The sequence below is a fragment of the Rhizobium sp. R339 genome (genome assembly GCF_002211395.1).
Classification (GTDB): domain Bacteria; phylum Pseudomonadota; class Alphaproteobacteria; order Rhizobiales; family Rhizobiaceae; genus Rhizobium.
In genome coordinates, this window is sequence record NZ_LOKV01000024.1 from 63,829 (window position 1) to 79,657 (window position 15,829).

The window sequence follows — 15,829 nt, forward strand, 5'->3', positions numbered from 1 at the left end:
AGCGGCTTGCAGGAGAATCCCTCTACGCTCTTTGTCGCGCTTTTGCGACAAGCTGGTGTCAAAATTCATTCAAATTTCAGAATTTTTTTGGCCCTGTTGCGACTCAGTTAATGCCAGCAGCGCGGCGAAGATGACGATAGAAGAAAGCCATCCGAGCATGACATCGGAAAGGTAATGCGCACCGAAGGATAGTCGCATCGCCGGCGTGAGGATCGAGATCATCACCACGGGCGGCACGATCGCGTAGCGCAGCGATTTCGGAACGAAGAGCAGAAGGCAGAGCAGCCAGCCGGCGCTCGCCGCCTCGCCGGAGACGAAGGAGCAGTTCGAAACGCATTTGCCGGCGAGCGAACCTGCCTCGGCGAAATGCAGAGGACCGCCGAAAATGTCCGTCTGCAGCGGCCGCGGCCGCCCCCAATGTTCCTTCAGGATGACATTGACGAGCAGCACCGGCCCGATCAGCAGCGTTCCCAGTGCGACTTTGAGCTTGCGCGCCCTCTCGGCATTGAACGTGGCGCCATGCTGCTGATAACATTCGATGAATTTCCACGCCATCACGATCGCCACCACATAGGGCAGGCGGAGGAAGATGGTGCGCAGCAGGTCGAAGTTTCCCGAGTCGCGATAGGGAAAGCCGCCGCAGATGCTGCCGGCCGCCGCCGTCGCGTCGCAATCTACAGCCACGAAAAAAAGCCGGGAAAAATAGATGTCTATTTCGGGGAAGGCGCGGAACACGGCAAGCAGCGCCCACCACGTCCAAAACAGCAGCACGAATGCACCGAAAGTCGTTTTCGGCAGGCGGATTGCCGAGCCGTGCCACCGATTTTTGGAAAAAATTGTCAACGCGAATATCTACGGAACTGACGAAAACAGGAGGCCCTGACGGCCGCGGGCGACCATAACAATTGTCGCAAGCCATTGACAGACCCGCCAAACACGAAATTATCCGCCAGGAACGGATCCCGAAGAATCCCAGCGGAGAAGACATGTCAGCAAAGTTCGAAATTTCTTTCTCAAAGTCGGCAAAGCTCAATGGCGGCCTGGCAATCCTGCTGAAGACGACCGAGGCCGAGAGCGCTGCGGGCGTCGAAACGGTCGATCCGGCCGGCGTGGTCGCCAAGGCCGCGAGGATCGGCCGATTCTCCGCAAGGTCCATGGCCGCTCTCGATATCGTCGCTCCCGAAGCCGCGCCCGTCGAGCGCATCGTCGTCATCGGGCTCGGCAAGGCTGCCGAACTCACCGCCCATGACTGGCTGAGGGCCGGGGGCGCCGCTGCATCGAAAATCAAGAATACCGACAAGGCAGCAATCTTCATCGATGTTCCCGGCCTCGAGATGACCGCTCGGGCAGCCGCCGATTTCGCGCTCGGTTTGCTGCTGCGCGCCTATAGCTTCGATACCTACAAGACGAAGAAGAACGACGAGGAGGAAAAGCCGGCGAAATCCGTGAAGGTGACGATCGTCACTGCTGATCCTGCCGGCGCCAAGAAGGCCTTTTCCGATTCCGAAGCCATCGCCGGCGGCGTCAATCTTGCCCGTGACCTCGTCAACGAGCCGCCGAACGTGCTTGGCCCTGTCGAGTTTGCGGCCAAGGCGAAGGAGCTGGAAAAGCTCGGCGTCGAAGTCGAGATCCTGACCGAGAAGGAGATGCGCCGTCTCGGCATGGGCGCCCTTCTCGGCGTTGCCCAGGGCTCCGTGCGGCCGCCGCGTCTTGCGATCATGCAGTGGAAAGGCGGCAAACCCAAGGATCGTCCCGTCGCCTTCGTCGGCAAGGGCGTCGTCTTCGATACCGGCGGCATTTCGATCAAGCCGGCCGCCGGTATGGAGGACATGAAGGGCGATATGGGCGGCGCTGCAGCCGTCACCGGCCTCATGCATGCGCTTGCCTCCCGCAAAGCCGCCGTCAACGCCGTCGGCATCATTGGCCTGGTCGAGAACATGCCTGACGGCAACGCCCAGCGTCCCGGTGATATCGTCACCTCCATGTCAGGCCAGACGATCGAGGTGATCAATACCGATGCCGAAGGCCGCCTCGTGCTCTGCGATGCGCTCTGGTATTGCAACGATCGTTTCAAGCCGCAGTTCATGATCAATCTCGCCACGCTGACAGGCGCGATCGTCGTCGCACTCGGCAATGTGCATGCGGGCCTCTTCTCCAATGACGACAAGCTTTCGGCCCAACTGACGGCAGCCGGCCTCTCGACCAACGAGAAGCTCTGGCGCATGCCGCTCGGCAAGGATTACGACAAGCTGATCGACAGCAAATTCGCCGACATGAAGAATACCGGCGGCCGGCAGGCGGGCTCGATCACGGCGGCGCATTTCCTCAAGCGCTTTGTGCAGGAGACGCCCTGGGCCCATCTCGACATTGCCGGCACGGCGATGGGCTCGCCGCAGGACGAGATCAACCAGTCGTGGGGGTCCGGTTTCGGCGTGCGCCTGCTCGACGAGCTCGTCCGCGCCCATTATGAAGCCTGATGACCGACGTTCTCTTCTATCATCTGACCGAAACCAGGCTGGAGGATGCGCTTCCGCCGCTCATCGACAAAAGCGTCGAGCGCGGCTGGCGCGTCGCCGTCCAGACGCGGGAACCGGCGCGACGCGACGCGCTCGACACGCATCTTTGGACTTTTCGTGAGGAGAGTTTTCTGCCGCACGGCACCGATGAGACGGATTTCGCCGAGAGCCAGCCCGTGCTTTTGACGGTGACATCGGACAATGCCAACGCAGCCACCGTGCGCTTCATCGTCGACGGCGCCGAACCGCCGCCGGTCGCAGCCTACGAGCGCGTCGTCTTCATGTTCGACGGTCACGACCAGGAGCAACTGGACGCCGCACGCGCGCAATGGAAGAGGCTGAAAGGCGAGGGGCATAACCTCACCTACTGGCAGCAGACGCCGGAAGGGCGGTGGGAGAAGAAGGCTTAAACGTCCCGTCCGGATCGTCCTTGCCCGTCGAGTCGACCGGCAAGGACCGCCAATCACTCAGTCGTGGAAGGCTTCGACGAACTTCCGCTTGCCGAGCATGAAGGCGTCGGCGACGTGGCGGAGCGGCGCGAGATCGACATCCGATTTGCCGGCCTTGATGATTTCGGCGAAGCGGCGGTAGAGCGAGGGGTATTCCTGCTCCGGCTCGGCGAATGTCAGCGTGCCGTTGATCGAAAGCTTGGCGCCGCCTTCGGAGAGAACCATCTGGCCGGCTGCCGTTTCCGCGACGATATCCCAGCTCTGCTTGCCGGTCTGGCGCCAGTCGAATTCGGCGTGAACCGGCAGGCCCTCCGCATTCTGGAAGCGAATGTCGGCAGCGATCGGCGCATCGCGGTTTTCAGGAAATTCGAGCACGGCCCCGGTGATGAAGATCGGACTCAAGATATGCGTGACGATCGACAGCGCATTGATGCCCGGATCGAAGACACCAAGGCCGCCGGCCTGCCAGATCCATTCCTGGTTCGGATGCCAGTGGCGGACATCTTCTTTCCAGATCACATGCACGCTGTTGATCGTGGTCGAGGCCAGAAACGCCTTGGCGGCCTCGACGGCCGGCGCATAGCGCGAATGCCAGCTGGCAAAAAGCGACGCGCCTTGTCTTGCGGCGAGCGCCTCAAGATCGGCGACTTCGCTGAGCGTTGCGCCAGGCGGCTTTTCCAGGAAGACGTGCTTGCCGGCGAGGAGAGCCTTATAGGCTGCCTCATAGCGATATTGCGGCGGCATGCAGAGCGAAACGGCATCGATCGAGGGCTCGGCATCGAGCATCGCGTCGATCGTCGTATAGGCGTTGATGCCTTCGACCGTGCCGTGGCGGCTTGCGGTGGCGACGAGCTTGAAGTCCGGGTTCTTGGCGATGGAGGGAAGGTGCTGGTCGCGGACGATCTTGCCGACGCCGACGATGGCGAGGTTGATAGGAGACATGGTGTTTCGCTCGAGCCTGTGAAAAGTATGATTTATTGAGCTTCTTGTAGCAGAAAGAGGAGCGCCGACAAGCTCTCCTCATGCATTCTATCGCATCCCGAAGCGCATCGCGAACTTTCAGATTCGCTGCTTCCGCCCTAGGTCTTTGTTTTTACCCATGTCATTGCAGCAAAGCCGCTGCACAGTTTCACGCCTATGCGTTAGCGCATGATGGTCTGGCGAAGGAAGCTGTAACCCATCGCCACGCGGGCCGCGCGCTCCTCGGAATTACCGTCGCCGCCATGCCCGCCCGAACCGAATTCATGGAAGAGCGGCCGATGCCCTGCCTCATCGAGCCGCGCGGCAAAGCGGCGCGCATGCGAGGGATGCACGCGGTCATCATTGGCCGAGCTTTCGATGTAGATCGGCGGATAGGCGATCTCGGCTGCCGGCCTGACATTATGGAGCGGCGAATAGCCGAGCATGAAATCCCGGTCCGCCGGCGTATCAGGGTCGCCATATTCGTCCATCCAGGCTTTTCCTGCGCTGAACAGATGAAAGCGCGTCATGTCGAGCACCGGCACCTGGCACCAGACGGCGCCGAAATCCTGCGGATAGCGCGTCAGCATGACGCCCGTCAGCAGGCCGCCATTGCTGCCGCCCTGGCAGGCGATCCGCGACGGCACGGTGTAGCCGCGGGTGACGAGATCGCGGGCAATGGCGACGAAATCGGCGAATGCTTTGTCTCGTCCCTGCCGCTTGGCGCTGCGATACCAGTCGGGTCCGAATTCGCCGCCGCCGCGGATATAGGCCTGCACAAAGGCGCCGCCTTGCTCCAGCCAGCGTCCCGTTACGCCGGAATAGCTCGGGGAGAGCGCAACATCGAAGCCGCCATAGCCATAAAGCAGCACCGGCAGTTCTCCTTTGGTCCACTGCCTCGGCAATACCAGCCGGTATGTAACCCTGGTTCCGTCTTCCGAAACAGCTTCCAGCAGTTCGGACGACATATCTGTTGCATCGAAATAACTCGGTGCGGCCGCGACGAAAACCGGCTCGGCCTCTCTGCTGCGATCCGAGAGTTCCAGGCGGTAGCAGGCCGGAGGCTGCAGAAAACCCTGGCCGACGATATGAACCGTATCGTCACCGAGATGCAGATCCGCGTAGAGCGGTCTGAAATGGGCCGTCTGCATGTCCGCGGGCAGCGGGATCTCGCGCTGTTCGGCATCCGGCCTTGTCAGATCGAGCACCATCAGACGCGGACGCAGCCGGTCGGAGATAATGAAGACGCACCATTCGCGCATCAGCATCAGCTGTGAGATGGACTGGCCTTCGCCGGGCTGGAACAGGATCCGCTCCGGCCCGAGCACGCTCTCAGATGTCGGGTCGAAGCGCTGCAGCACGAGGCTGCCGGTGGGAACGCGCTCATCGGTCTTCGCTCGCCAGAGGCAATGATCGCGATTGAACTGGAAGTCGGCCTCCGCAGGCAGATCGATGCGCTGCCGCTTACCATCGTCGGCGATGAGGAACGCGCTTGCGACGCCGATCTCGTGGCCGGCGACAAAAATGTTGATCAATCCGGCATCCGGCGAACCACCGGACAGGGCGGGGTCGATGACCAGATTGGAGCCGTAGACATCTTCGTCCGCAGCCTCGAACATGACGGCGGCATCTTCCGGCCGCTGGCCGCGCTTCAGCCGCCGCCCGACGCGCGGCCAGCCGGAGCGCGTCGCCGCAAATCGGTCGATGGAGCCGAAATAACAGATTTCGTCGCGGCTGAGCCAATTGGCGTGCGATCGCACGGCGGGGGTGTCGAAGCCGTCCTCGACGACCTGCCTGGTTTCGGCGTCGAACTCGAGCAGCCGGGTAAGGTCGGAGCCGCCGTCCGAGAGAAGGAGCAGCACCCGCGTCGGCTCCCAGGGGCAGGTCACGGCACCGCGCCAGTTCCAGCGCTTTCCCTCGCTGACGCAGAAGGCGTCGAGATCGAATACCGGCTCCCACTCAGAATCAGGCAACGGGTTCTGGTCGGCCGGCAGGCGAAGCCAAACGCCGAGCGGGTTGTCCTTGGTCTGACGGAAGTCGAACAGCCAGTCGCCTCGCCGCATTGGGATGATCAGCCTGTCCTGGCGCTCGATGAGCGCCTTGATCGCATCGCGATCCGTGGCGAACTCAGTTGTTCTAAGCGCCATGTCCGAGTGCGCGTTGTGCTCGTCGATGAACTGGCGGGTGCGAAGATCGTCGTCCGTTTCGAGGTGAAGATTCATGTCGGACCTATCGGCTTTCATTGCGATCGCACTGGTCTAGGCAGCTGCCCCCGACTTTGCAACCCGCCTCAGCGGGTCGCGGTGAGATCGGCCGAGGCGACGAGGTTGCTTGGGACGCGAGTCCCCTTGAATTTCAGCGTCACCACCTTGTAGCCTTCGACCTCGAGTTCCGACAACAGGGTCGGCAGCATCGTCGCCGTCCGCTTGTGGATGTCGTGCATCAGGATGATACCGTGGCCGCGCTTGCGCAGCAGGTCCATGGTTCGCTGCGTCACCGAGGCCGGCGTTCCGGTGAAATAGTCCTTGCTGTCGATATCGACATCCATGACCACCATATCACGCATGGCGATTGCGGCGCGCAGCTTATGGCTCTCGGCAAGGTAGGGGAAGCGGAAGAAGGAGACATCCATTCCGGTCGCCTTGGTCACCGCCATTTCGCCCTTCATCACCTCGGCCACCGCCGCTTCGAAGCTCAGTGCATTCAGATTGGCATGCCGGTAGGTGTGGCTGCCGATCGTATTGCCGTCCATCGCCACCTTGCGGGCCAGCTTCGGGTGCATCTCGGCCATCTGGCCGACCATCATGAAGGCGCCTTTGACGCCGAACTGGTCGAGCGTCGCCAGCACCTTGTCCGTCCGCCCCGGCACCGGACCGTCGTCGAAGCTCAGGATCACTTCCTTGTTGTCGAGCTTGAGATCGGCAAGCGAGGCGACCTCCAGCGTTCGTCCGGCCAGATGATGCGGACCGGCCGGAAATTGCGGCGCATCACCATCCGCCTTATCGGCGGGCTTCTGCCCTTCGGGGGCTATCACCGAGGAGGTTTTGATCGATGTGTCGGGAGCTTGTCTGGTCGTGCTGCAGGCGGTGAGGGCGGCTGTCAGGACGATGCAGGACAGAACGAAAAAACGATGCATGAAAGGGCTCAACAAATCAGTAATGAATGTTGAGGCAACCTTTCGAATTATGGTTAACGAACGGTTGAGAACGGTTGGAGTTTGTGCCGAAACGCGGCACTCCGCCGCGTTTCTTCGAAGCCCGTGGCTATCCTGCCATCGCTTCTTCGTATTCGGCCGACAGCATCAGCCAATCTTCCTCGGCGGCGGCGAGCTTTGCCGCAGCTTCGCCGCGCTGCTTTGCCTTTTCGGCGGCCTTGGCGGGCGTCTTCTCGTAGAGGGCGGGATCCGCAAGTTCCGTATCAAGAGCCTGAATCTGTTTCTCCAGCTTGGCCGTCAAGGATTCGATTTCGTTGATCTTTTTCTTGAGCGGCGTCAGCGAGGCGCGCTTTTCCGCATTGAGCTTGCGCTGATCGGCCTTCGAGGTCGTGTCTTCGGCGGTTTGCAGCTTTTCGTCCTTTTTCTTGCCGGAGCTGACGATCAGGTCGCGGTATTCGTCCATGTCGCCTTCGAAACTGGTGACCGTGCCGCCATTCACCAGCCAGAGCCGATCGACCGTCGCCTCGATCAGATGGCGGTCGTGCGAAATCAGGATGACGGCGCCTTCATAGTCGTTCAGCGCCTCGATCAGCGCGCGGCGGCTGTCGATGTCGAGATGGTTGGTCGGCTCGTCGAGGATGAGCAGGTTCGGTGCATGGAAGGCGGCAAGCCCCATCAGCAGCCGGGCCTTTTCGCCGCCGGAAAGATCCTTGGCCGCCGTTGCCATCTTCTCGGTCGCCAGCCCCATCTGCGCCACCCGAGCGCGCACCTTGGCCTCCGGCTCGGCCGGCATCAGCCGGCGCACATGCTCCACCGCCGACTGCTCGGGGATGAGGTCGTCGAGCTGATGTTGCGCGAAGAAGCCGATCTTCAGGCCCGGCGCGAGCCGGACTTCGCCGCTCTCCGGTGCAAGCCGGCCGGAGATGAATTTGGCGAAGGTCGACTTGCCGTTGCCGTTCGAGCCGAGCAGGGCGATACGGTCGTCATTGTCGATGCGCAGGCTGAGGTTCTTCAGGATCGGCTTGCCGGGCTCATAGCCGACGGCGCCGCCCTGGATCGCGACGATCGGAGAGGCCGGCTGCTTCTCCGGCTCGGGGAAGGTGATCGGCTGCACATGGTCTTCGATGACGGCCGCGACGGTTCCCATGCGCTCGAGCGCCTTGACGCGCGACTGCGCCTGCCGCGCCTTGGAGGCCTTGGCCTTGAAGCGATCGATGAAGCTCTGCAGATGTTTGCGCGCCGCCTCGTTCTTCGCCTTGGCCTTCGTCTGCAGCTCGTCGGCTTCCGCCTTCTGCCGCTCGAACTGGTCGTAATTGCCGCGGTAGAAGGTGAGCTTCCTCTGGTCGAGATGCACGATGGAATTGACCGCGTTGTTCAACAGGTCGCGGTCGTGGCTGATGATGATGACGGTGTGCGGATAGCGACGGATATAGTCCTCCAGCCACATCGTGCCTTCGAGGTCGAGATAGTTGGTCGGTTCGTCGAGCAGAAGCAGGTCCGGCTCGGCGAAAAGCACGGCGGCAAGCGCCACGCGCATGCGCCAGCCGCCAGAGAAGGAGGCGGCGGCGCGGGCTTGCGCCGCCTGGTCGAAGCCGAGGCCGGCCAGGATGCTTGCCGCGCGCGCTTCGGCCGAATGCGCGTCGATATCGACGAGGCGCATTTGAATTTCGGCAATGCGGTGCGGGTCGCTCGCCGTTTCCGCTTCGGCGATCAGCGCCGCGCGTTCCTTGTCGGCGGCAAGCACGATCTCGATCAGCGAATCCTCGGTTCCGGGCGCCTCCTGCGCCACCTGACCGATGCGCGCGCCCTTCGGGATCGAGACTGATCCGGTTTCCGCGCTGAGGTCGCCGGTGATGACGCGAAACAGCGTGGATTTGCCCGCGCCGTTACGCCCGACGAGGCCTGCCTTCGTGCCCGAAGGCAGCGACACGGCGGCATTGTCGAGAAGCAGGCGGCCGGCGATGCGGGCGGAAATATCTGTGATCGTGATCATGGCCGGCGTTTTGGCCGAAAGCGCCCGTCAAGGCAAGAGTGCTTCAGCGGCCGAAAGCCTGCACCGGCAGGCGGCGGTTCGATTGCGCGGCGAGAAGCGCCACGCGCGCATTGGCCTGCAGCTGTCCCGGACTTGCCGCATCGGCGCTGAGCGCGACGCCGATCGAAACGGTAAGCCTGCCGGGATCTGATGTGTCGGAGGTCGAGAAGACGAGATTGTCCTCGACGGAGGTGCGCAGACGCTCGGCGATTGCCATTGCATCCTGCATGCCGACATTGGAAAACAGGAAGGCGAATTCGTCGGCTTCGGTGCGGGCGACGAAATCGTTCTTCTTGATCGATTTGCGGAAAAGGCTGGCGAGCTTCTTCAGGAGCTTGTTGCCGGCCTGCGTGCCGTATCGGCCGTTGAGATCGGTGAAATTGTCGATATCGACCATGATCAATGCGCTGCCGGCCGCTCCCTCCTCGCGCTCATAAAGCTCGGCCATCGTCCGGTTGAGGGCAATGCGGTTCGCAAGTCCGGTGATCTTGTCGGCCACGGCGGCCGATTGCATCGCCGAAATTCCGCGCTCCAGCACTTCCAGCGCCTTGATGTCTTCCTGCAGCTTGGCTGCCGTTTCCATTTCCGCCGAGAGCACCGTTGCGAGCGAGGCGGAGAGATAGTCGAGTTCGCCGATGAAAGCGGCAAGGCTCTGGTCCTCGTGGCCCGACACGGATTTCAGGATGGTGCCGCAGGCGCGCGCAAAGGCGTTCTTGTGCCTGAGGTCTTCGGCAAGCCTCTCGGCGACGTCGCGCAGCATCCGGCTTGCCTCGTTCCGTGACGTTTCGCCTGCCAGCCCGCAATGGCCGACCAAGCGGTATTTCAGTCCAAGTTCGTCGAGCATCGCCTGTTGCGGTTGGGGGCCGAGCGCGGCGATATCCTGGGCGAGGCCGGGATTGAGCCCAATGATCGCCTCGTGGAAGAGTTCGTAATTGCGCGGCAGCGCGGCGACGTTGAGCCGCGCCATATGCTGGGCGATCCTCTGAATGTCGGCCGTCGACGACGGGCGCGCGGCCTCGCGCGGCACCAGTGCATTTGCGCTTGCATTCTGCATGACGATCCCTCGCGGCCCGGCCTGATCTCTGATGTTCCGCTATGCCGACAAGCTTTTAAAAGAGGCTGAATTTGCGAGGGGAAACGCCGGATAGGCGAGGAGAACCGGCAAAGGCGGTTAATTCAGTCTTGATGTCTGCCTCACATCCACTCGCGTCCCTCGTGGCGCAGGAAGTGGATCAGGTCCAGCTGCAGGCTCGGCTTGCCGAGCGCCGTCAATGTCATATGGCACTGGCCGCGATGATGGGTCTGGTGGTTGAAGAGATGCGCGAGCGCCGTCCACAGCGGCTGGGTGATCCCGACCGGCCGCGTCACCATCCTGTAGGTGAAGTCGGCCGCAAGGCTCGCCTCATCGAGCGTGCCGGCCCAGGCAACGATACGCTCGTCCTCTGCCTGGCGCGCTGCTGTGAGCGTCTCCAACTCCTCGTAGAGCACGGCATCGAGGGTAGACGGCGCTTCGCCCGTGCCGGTGAAGCGCTTCATCCAGATCCGGTCGGCGACGAGCAGGTGATTGAGCGTTCGGTGGAGCGAGCCGAAGAAGGCGCCGCGGTCGCTGCGAAACTCCGCATCGCTGAGCTCTGCCGCGGCTGCGTAGACGAGCGCGTTGGCCCAGCGGTTATAGGCGGCGAACATCCTGTATTGCCTGAGCATCCGGTCCCTCCCGTTCTCGTCGCGGCAGTTTAACCGGTTTGCTCGAAAATCGCAGTGATGGGCCCATGAAATTTCCTGATTTGATCGCCGGCGCCTTCTGTCATCGAATGGAGAAAGCTGTGATCGCGAAAGGACTGATATGACCAGAGTTCTCTATTCCCTCTGCGGTGCCGACGAGCGGCGCTTCTTCTCTCCTCATTGCTGGAAGGCGGTGATGGCGCTGGCGCATAAGGGGCTCGATTTCGAGGAGATTCCGACGACTTATACCCGCATCCGCGCGATCGGCGGCGGCGTTTCCCCGACCGTTCCCGTGCTCGACGACAACGGCCGGCTGATCCCCGATAGTTTCGCCATCGCCCTCTACCTCGAGGAGGCCTATCCCGAGCGGCCGTCGCTCTTCAACGGCGAGGGCGGCAAGGCGCTCTCACGCATGGTGGAGGGCTATTCGCAGATGATCATCCATCCGGCGATAATGCAGATCGCGCTTCTCGATATCCATGGCAACCTCGATGAAGGCGACAAGCCCTATTTCCGCGAGAGCCGCGAAGCCCGTCTCGGCAAGCCGCTGGAAGTCGTCGCTGCCGACAGCGAAGCGGAGAAGGCAGCCTTCGGCGCCAAGCTGGAGCCGCTCCGGCATATGCTGAAATTCCAGCCCTTCATCGGCGGTGAGACGCCGCTCTTTGCCGACTATATCGTCTTCGGCGCGCTGCAATGGCTGCGTGTCTCTTCCGGCCTGACGATGCTGGCCGCCGACGATCCTGTCATGCTCTGGTTCGAACGCGGCCTCGATCTCCATGAAAGCCGAGGTCGGACTGTGACAGCGGCGTGAAATTGCCGCCGGCCTCTTGTTTTCGGGCGTTGGGGCGGGTAAAGACCGCCCACTTTTCCCGAGAAAACAGAGGATTTGACTATGGCGATTGAACGCACCTTCTCGATGATCAAGCCGGATGCAACCAAGCGCAACCTGACGGGCGCCATCACCAAGATGCTCGAAGACGCCGGCCTGCGCGTCGTCGCCTCCAAGCGCGTCTGGATGAGCCGTCGCGAAGCCGAAGGCTTCTACGCCGTTCACAAGGACCGTCCCTTCTTCGGCGAACTCGTCGAAGGCATGACCTCCGGCCCGACCGTCGTTCAGGTCCTGGAAGGCGAAGGCGCGATCCTCAAGAACCGCGAAATCATGGGCGCGACCAACCCGGCAAACGCTGACGAAGGCACGATCCGCAAGGTTCACGCCCTTTCGATCGGCGAAAACTCCGTTCACGGCTCCGACGCTCCGGAAACCGCTGCCCAGGAAATCAAGTACTGGTTCTCCGACACCGAAATCGTCGGCTGAGGCCACACTTCGGCATTGTCTTGCAATGCCTTGAATTGACTCTCGAAAGCCGGGGCTTCGCTCCGGCTTTTTCTATTCCGGTCCTATGCCGGGCATTTGTCGGTGTTCGAGAAATCGACGCTGCCGTCCGGCTTGAAGACCTCGGGGTTCTTGTCATAAAGCGCACCAACGACGAGCGGCTTGCTCGGCAGCACGGTCTGGTCGAGGTCGGACCGGAACTGCGTCTTCAATTCCTGCAGCACCTTGCCGTTCTTATCGACCAGCCGGACGTTGACCGTATAGGGGCGGTCCTTGCGCACGCAGTGCAGGTTTTCGCTCTGCAGCGCGATCTTGTCGTCGATTGGATAGATCTTCTGGTTCAGCACCAGCGGCGCGCCGCCTTGCGGATTTTCGAATTCGGCGACGATCACCGAACCGTCGGGAATGGGCCCGGTCTTCTTCAGCGTCAGCAGATAGGTGGCGCTCGCGACGCGATAGTTGAAGACGAAGAGGTGGCCGGTCACCTCGACCAGATTTTCGGCCTGGCGCTGGCAGGCGGACAGCAGAAGGCCGGCGGCTGCCGCCGTTATGATCAGCTGTTTCCTCATGGGATTTCCTCCTTCTTGCGGCGGTAGTGCCGGTTCGCCTTGGCGCGGTTGCCGCAGACCGCCATGTCGCACCAGGCGCGGCTCCTGTTCTTGCTGCGATCGATGAACAGCCAGCCGCAATTGCCGCAGATCTTCATGCGCTCCGGATCCGGCATGGCGATCAGCCGCAGCACCGAATGCGCGGTCGCCGCGGCCAGGCCCCCGGGGCTCGCGCTGCGCAAGGTCTTTGCCAGCGCCTCCAGCAGCTCGGCCAGCAGCCGGTCGTCGCCGCCATCGAGTATACGCCTGCGGAAATAGAGGTCGATCGCTTCGCGGAGCGCAATAAAATCCGTCTCGTCTTCCCCGGCCACCGGCGCGATATCGCCGAAGAGAGCGCGTTCGGCGCAGAATTTGGCGGCAGCGCTGGGAAAGCTCAGCATCTGGTCCCTGACCGCAAAGCGGTCGATCCGCCGATTGGTGTCGTGGCGCAGCACGACGCTGTTAGCGACATCGAGCGCCAGTGCGCCGCCCGCAAAGCGGTGAGGGGTCCAAGAGAAGCTCATGCCAAAATTATAACTGGTGAAATAGGTTTTACCAGTTATAATTTCGTCGACGCGGAGTGTCTGGAATGGCCTATCTTCTGCAGCAGTTAGCGAATGCGGTTCCGCTCGCCGCTCTTTATGCAGCGCTCGCTTTCGGTTATGCGGTCGCCTTCGGCGTGACCAAGCGCGCCGACATCACCTATGGGGCGATCTTCGCCTTTTCGGGCCAGATCCTGCTGCTCTTCACGGAACTCGCTTTCGTCAGGTTCTGGCTCGTGCTGCCGGCGGCCTTGGCCATAGGCGCCTGCGCCTCGATCCTCTACTCGCTGGGAACGGGCCTGTGGATCGGCCGCTCGATCATGCTGCCGCTGGTCAGGACGTCGCCGAACACGGTCATCGTCGCCGCCCTCGGCATGATGATCGTGCTGATGGAAACCGCCCGGCTTGCCGCCGATACAAGGGCCATCTGGCTGCCGCCGTTTCTGAACGATGTCGTCGTCTTCTGGAGCGACGGCCCGTTCAAGGTGACGCTCACCTATATCCAGCTGGTCGATACGGTGCTGATGTCCGCCATCGTGGCGTTCGGTGCTCTCATTCTAAAGCGCACATCCTGGGGCCGCGTCTGGCGCGCCGTCACCGACGATCCGCTGGCAGCCGAGCTTTGCGGCACCAGCGCCGATCGCGTCTTTCTCGTCGCTTATACGGCAGCCAGCCTCGTCGCTGCGGTCTGCGGCATCCTCGCGACCTTCTATTACGGTTCGATGGACTTCGGCGCTGGCCTGATGTTCGGGCTGAAGGTGCTGCTGATATCAGCCGTCGGCGGCTATTCCGATCCGCTGCGCTCGGCAGGCGGCGCTGCCGCGCTTGCCGTCGTCGAAACCATGTGGGGCGCCTACGGCCCCTTCGTCTGGCGCGATCTCGTCATCTTCTCGCTGCTCGTCCTGCTCCTGGTCATGAGCCGCAGGGAGCGCGTGATGCTTTAGAAAAAGCTGGTCATTTCCACTTGTCGCGCGCCGCATCGTCGGCGTCTTTCGCCGCGACCCAGTCGCCGGCAGTGCCGTCCTTGCCGTGCTCCTTCTTCCAGAAGGGGGCGGCGGTTTTCAGGAAATCCATGACGAAATTGGCGCCGTCGAACGCCGCCTGCCGGTGCGGCGCGGCCGCGACGACGAGCACGATATTCTCACCCACGGCGATCTTGCCGTAGCGATGGATGGCAGTCAGGCCGAGCAGCCCGAAACGGGCAATGGCAAGCTCACCGATGCGGGTGATCTCGGCTTCGGCCATTCCGGGATAATGTTCGAGTTCAAGGGCAACCAGCACACCACCGTCATCGCGGCAGAGGCCGGAGAAGGTGACGACCGCGCCGACGCCGGGCTTGCCCTTGGAGAGCAGGTCGACTTCGGCCCGCAGGTCGAAATCTTCGCGCTGGACGCGGATAGTGGGGGTGATGGTCATTGCAGGCGTTTCCGCTGCTTCGATGCGCTGCCGTATCCCAAAGCTCCCTCATTCCTGTGCTTGTCACAGGAATCCAGTGCGCCCAAGTCCTTGGGCGCGGGAGACATTACTCGCGGGCGAAAGGAGTAATTCACCGCGCGGACGCGCGGTGGCTGGATTCCTGTGACAAGCACAGGAATGAGGGAGAGAGAAGGAGATGCAGCCCTGCCCATTATCAGCCTCCTACAATCACCCCCCCGTCATCGGCGGAAAAATCCCGATTTCCTTCGCGCCTGAGATCGGCTCGTCATGCTCGACATGTTCCATATCGAGCGCCACGCGGATCACGTCGGGATATTGAAGTGCGGCCTCATATTCTTCGCCCAGCGTCTTCAAATGATTCAGAAGATCGGCGACGGTGATGACGGAGGAGGGGAGGTCGATCTCCTCCTCGCCCTTGCCGATGCGTTCGCGCACCCAGGCGAAATAGACAAGCCGCGTCATTCCTCGTCATCCACGATATGTTTCAGCCCGGCGCGGAAATAATCATAGCCGGTATAGATGGTCAGCAGCGCTGCGATCCATAAGAGCGCGATGCCGGTCTGCGTCGTATAGGGGAAGATCTCGTCGCCGGCAGGACCGGCAAGCAGGAAGGCGATGGCGACGAGCTGCAGCGTCGTCTTCCACTTGGCGATCCGTGTCACCGGCACGCTGACCTTCAGCGCCGCCAGATATTCGCGCAAGCCCGAAACCAGGATTTCGCGGCAGAGAATGATGATGGCTGCCCAGATCGACCAACCGGCAATGGTCTGGTCGGCAGCGACAAGCAGAAGGATCGAGGCGACCAGCAGCTTGTCGGCGATCGGATCCAGCATGCGGCCGATATTCGACGTCTGGTTCCAGATGCGTGCGAGATAGCCGTCGAGGAAATCGGTAAGCGAGGCGATGACGAAGATCCACAGCGCCACCCAGCGCGCCGTATTGCTGATCGACAGCCTGCCCTCGACGAAGAAGCACAGAACGATCAGCGGCACGGCGAGGATGCGGCCGTAGGTCAAAAGATTGGGAATGCTGTACGCACGCGATGCCATGGGATCGTTCTCTGAATTGATGCGCCGCGACAGCGCCGCGCGTCTTTA

General features: G+C 62.0%; 17 protein-coding genes. 5 read left to right on the forward strand and 12 right to left on the reverse strand.

Going from position 1 to position 15,829, the window contains the following annotated elements; translation table 11 throughout:
* Positions 1-69: 69 nt before the first annotated feature.
* Positions 70-843, reverse strand: a complete 774-nt coding sequence (locus ATY76_RS23070; RefSeq protein WP_088677037.1) for a phosphatase PAP2 family protein — start codon at positions 841-843, stop codon at positions 70-72.
* A 143-nt stretch (positions 844-986) separates the two neighbouring features.
* Here ATY76_RS23070 and ATY76_RS23075 point away from each other — a divergent pair, with 143 nt between their 5' ends.
* Positions 987-2,477, forward strand: a complete 1,491-nt coding sequence (locus ATY76_RS23075; protein WP_088677038.1) for a leucyl aminopeptidase — start codon at positions 987-989, stop codon at positions 2,475-2,477.
* Positions 2,477-2,926, forward strand: a complete 450-nt coding sequence (locus ATY76_RS23080) for a DNA polymerase III subunit chi (protein WP_088677039.1) — start codon at positions 2,477-2,479, stop codon at positions 2,924-2,926. The genes ATY76_RS23075 and ATY76_RS23080 overlap by 1 nt, the downstream gene beginning before the upstream one ends.
* A 57-nt stretch (positions 2,927-2,983) precedes the next feature.
* On the opposite strand, the gene ATY76_RS23085 is transcribed toward ATY76_RS23080, so the two are convergent.
* From ATY76_RS23085 to ATY76_RS23110, 6 genes are all read right to left on the reverse strand, one after another.
* Positions 2,984-3,907: a Gfo/Idh/MocA family oxidoreductase gene (locus ATY76_RS23085; RefSeq protein ID WP_088677040.1), complete on the reverse strand. Its 924-nt coding sequence runs from the start codon at positions 3,905-3,907 to the stop codon at positions 2,984-2,986.
* A 200-nt stretch (positions 3,908-4,107) separates the two neighbouring features.
* Positions 4,108-6,147: a prolyl oligopeptidase family serine peptidase gene (locus tag ATY76_RS23090; protein WP_088677358.1), complete on the reverse strand. Its 2,040-nt coding sequence runs from the start codon at positions 6,145-6,147 to the stop codon at positions 4,108-4,110.
* A gap of 68 nt (positions 6,148-6,215) precedes the next feature.
* Positions 6,216-7,061, reverse strand: coding sequence for a polysaccharide deacetylase family protein (locus tag ATY76_RS23095; RefSeq protein ID WP_088677041.1), 846 nt, complete (start codon positions 7,059-7,061; stop codon positions 6,216-6,218).
* Positions 7,062-7,188: 127 nt separating this feature from the next.
* Positions 7,189-9,072: an ABC-F family ATP-binding cassette domain-containing protein gene (locus tag ATY76_RS23100; RefSeq protein ID WP_088677042.1), complete on the reverse strand. Its 1,884-nt coding sequence runs from the start codon at positions 9,070-9,072 to the stop codon at positions 7,189-7,191.
* Positions 9,073-9,115: 43 nt separating this feature from the next.
* Positions 9,116-10,165 carry a GGDEF domain-containing protein gene (locus ATY76_RS23105; protein WP_088677043.1) on the reverse strand — a complete coding sequence of 350 codons (1,050 nt, stop codon included), beginning with the start codon at positions 10,163-10,165 and terminating at the stop codon, positions 9,116-9,118.
* A 140-nt stretch (positions 10,166-10,305) separates the two neighbouring features.
* Positions 10,306-10,815: a DinB family protein gene (locus tag ATY76_RS23110; RefSeq protein WP_088677044.1), complete on the reverse strand. Its 510-nt coding sequence runs from the start codon at positions 10,813-10,815 to the stop codon at positions 10,306-10,308.
* Between the two features lie 139 nt (positions 10,816-10,954).
* Here ATY76_RS23110 and ATY76_RS23115 point away from each other — a divergent pair, with 139 nt between their 5' ends.
* Entirely contained in the window at positions 10,955-11,644 is a 690-nt protein-coding gene (locus tag ATY76_RS23115) for a glutathione S-transferase family protein (RefSeq protein WP_088677045.1), read from the forward strand.
* 81 nt (positions 11,645-11,725) lie between these two features.
* Entirely contained in the window at positions 11,726-12,148 is a 423-nt protein-coding gene (gene ndk / locus ATY76_RS23120; protein ID WP_004680549.1) for a nucleoside-diphosphate kinase, read from the forward strand.
* 83 nt (positions 12,149-12,231) lie between these two features.
* Here the strand turns inward: ndk and ATY76_RS23125 are convergent, their stop codons facing one another.
* Together ATY76_RS23125 and ATY76_RS23130 are read right to left on the reverse strand one after the other, a co-directional pair.
* Complete coding sequence (locus ATY76_RS23125; RefSeq protein WP_088677046.1) at positions 12,232-12,735, reverse strand: hypothetical protein; 504 nt, start codon at positions 12,733-12,735, stop codon at positions 12,232-12,234.
* Positions 12,732-13,277: a CGNR zinc finger domain-containing protein gene (locus tag ATY76_RS23130; protein WP_088677047.1), complete on the reverse strand. Its 546-nt coding sequence runs from the start codon at positions 13,275-13,277 to the stop codon at positions 12,732-12,734. Before ATY76_RS23130 ends, ATY76_RS23125 begins: the two co-directional genes overlap by 4 nt.
* A 65-nt stretch (positions 13,278-13,342) precedes the next feature.
* On the opposite strand from ATY76_RS23130, the gene ATY76_RS23135 reads away from it, so the two are divergent.
* Positions 13,343-14,239 carry a branched-chain amino acid ABC transporter permease gene (locus ATY76_RS23135; protein WP_088677048.1) on the forward strand — a complete coding sequence of 299 codons (897 nt, stop codon included), beginning with the start codon at positions 13,343-13,345 and terminating at the stop codon, positions 14,237-14,239.
* A gap of 10 nt (positions 14,240-14,249) precedes the next feature.
* Here ATY76_RS23135 and ATY76_RS23140 read toward each other — a convergent pair whose 3' ends face one another.
* From ATY76_RS23140 to pgsA, 3 genes are all read right to left on the reverse strand, one after another.
* Positions 14,250-14,711 (reverse strand): molybdenum cofactor biosynthesis protein MoaE, encoded by a 462-nt coding sequence (locus tag ATY76_RS23140; protein WP_088677049.1) that lies wholly within the window; start codon positions 14,709-14,711, stop codon positions 14,250-14,252.
* Positions 14,712-14,939: 228 nt separating this feature from the next.
* Entirely contained in the window at positions 14,940-15,194 is a 255-nt protein-coding gene (moaD, locus tag ATY76_RS23150; protein ID WP_088677051.1) for a molybdopterin converting factor subunit 1, read from the reverse strand.
* Entirely contained in the window at positions 15,191-15,781 is a 591-nt protein-coding gene (gene pgsA / locus ATY76_RS23155; RefSeq protein WP_088677052.1) for a CDP-diacylglycerol--glycerol-3-phosphate 3-phosphatidyltransferase, read from the reverse strand. The genes moaD and pgsA overlap by 4 nt, the downstream gene beginning before the upstream one ends.
* Positions 15,782-15,829: the final 48 nt, after the last annotated feature.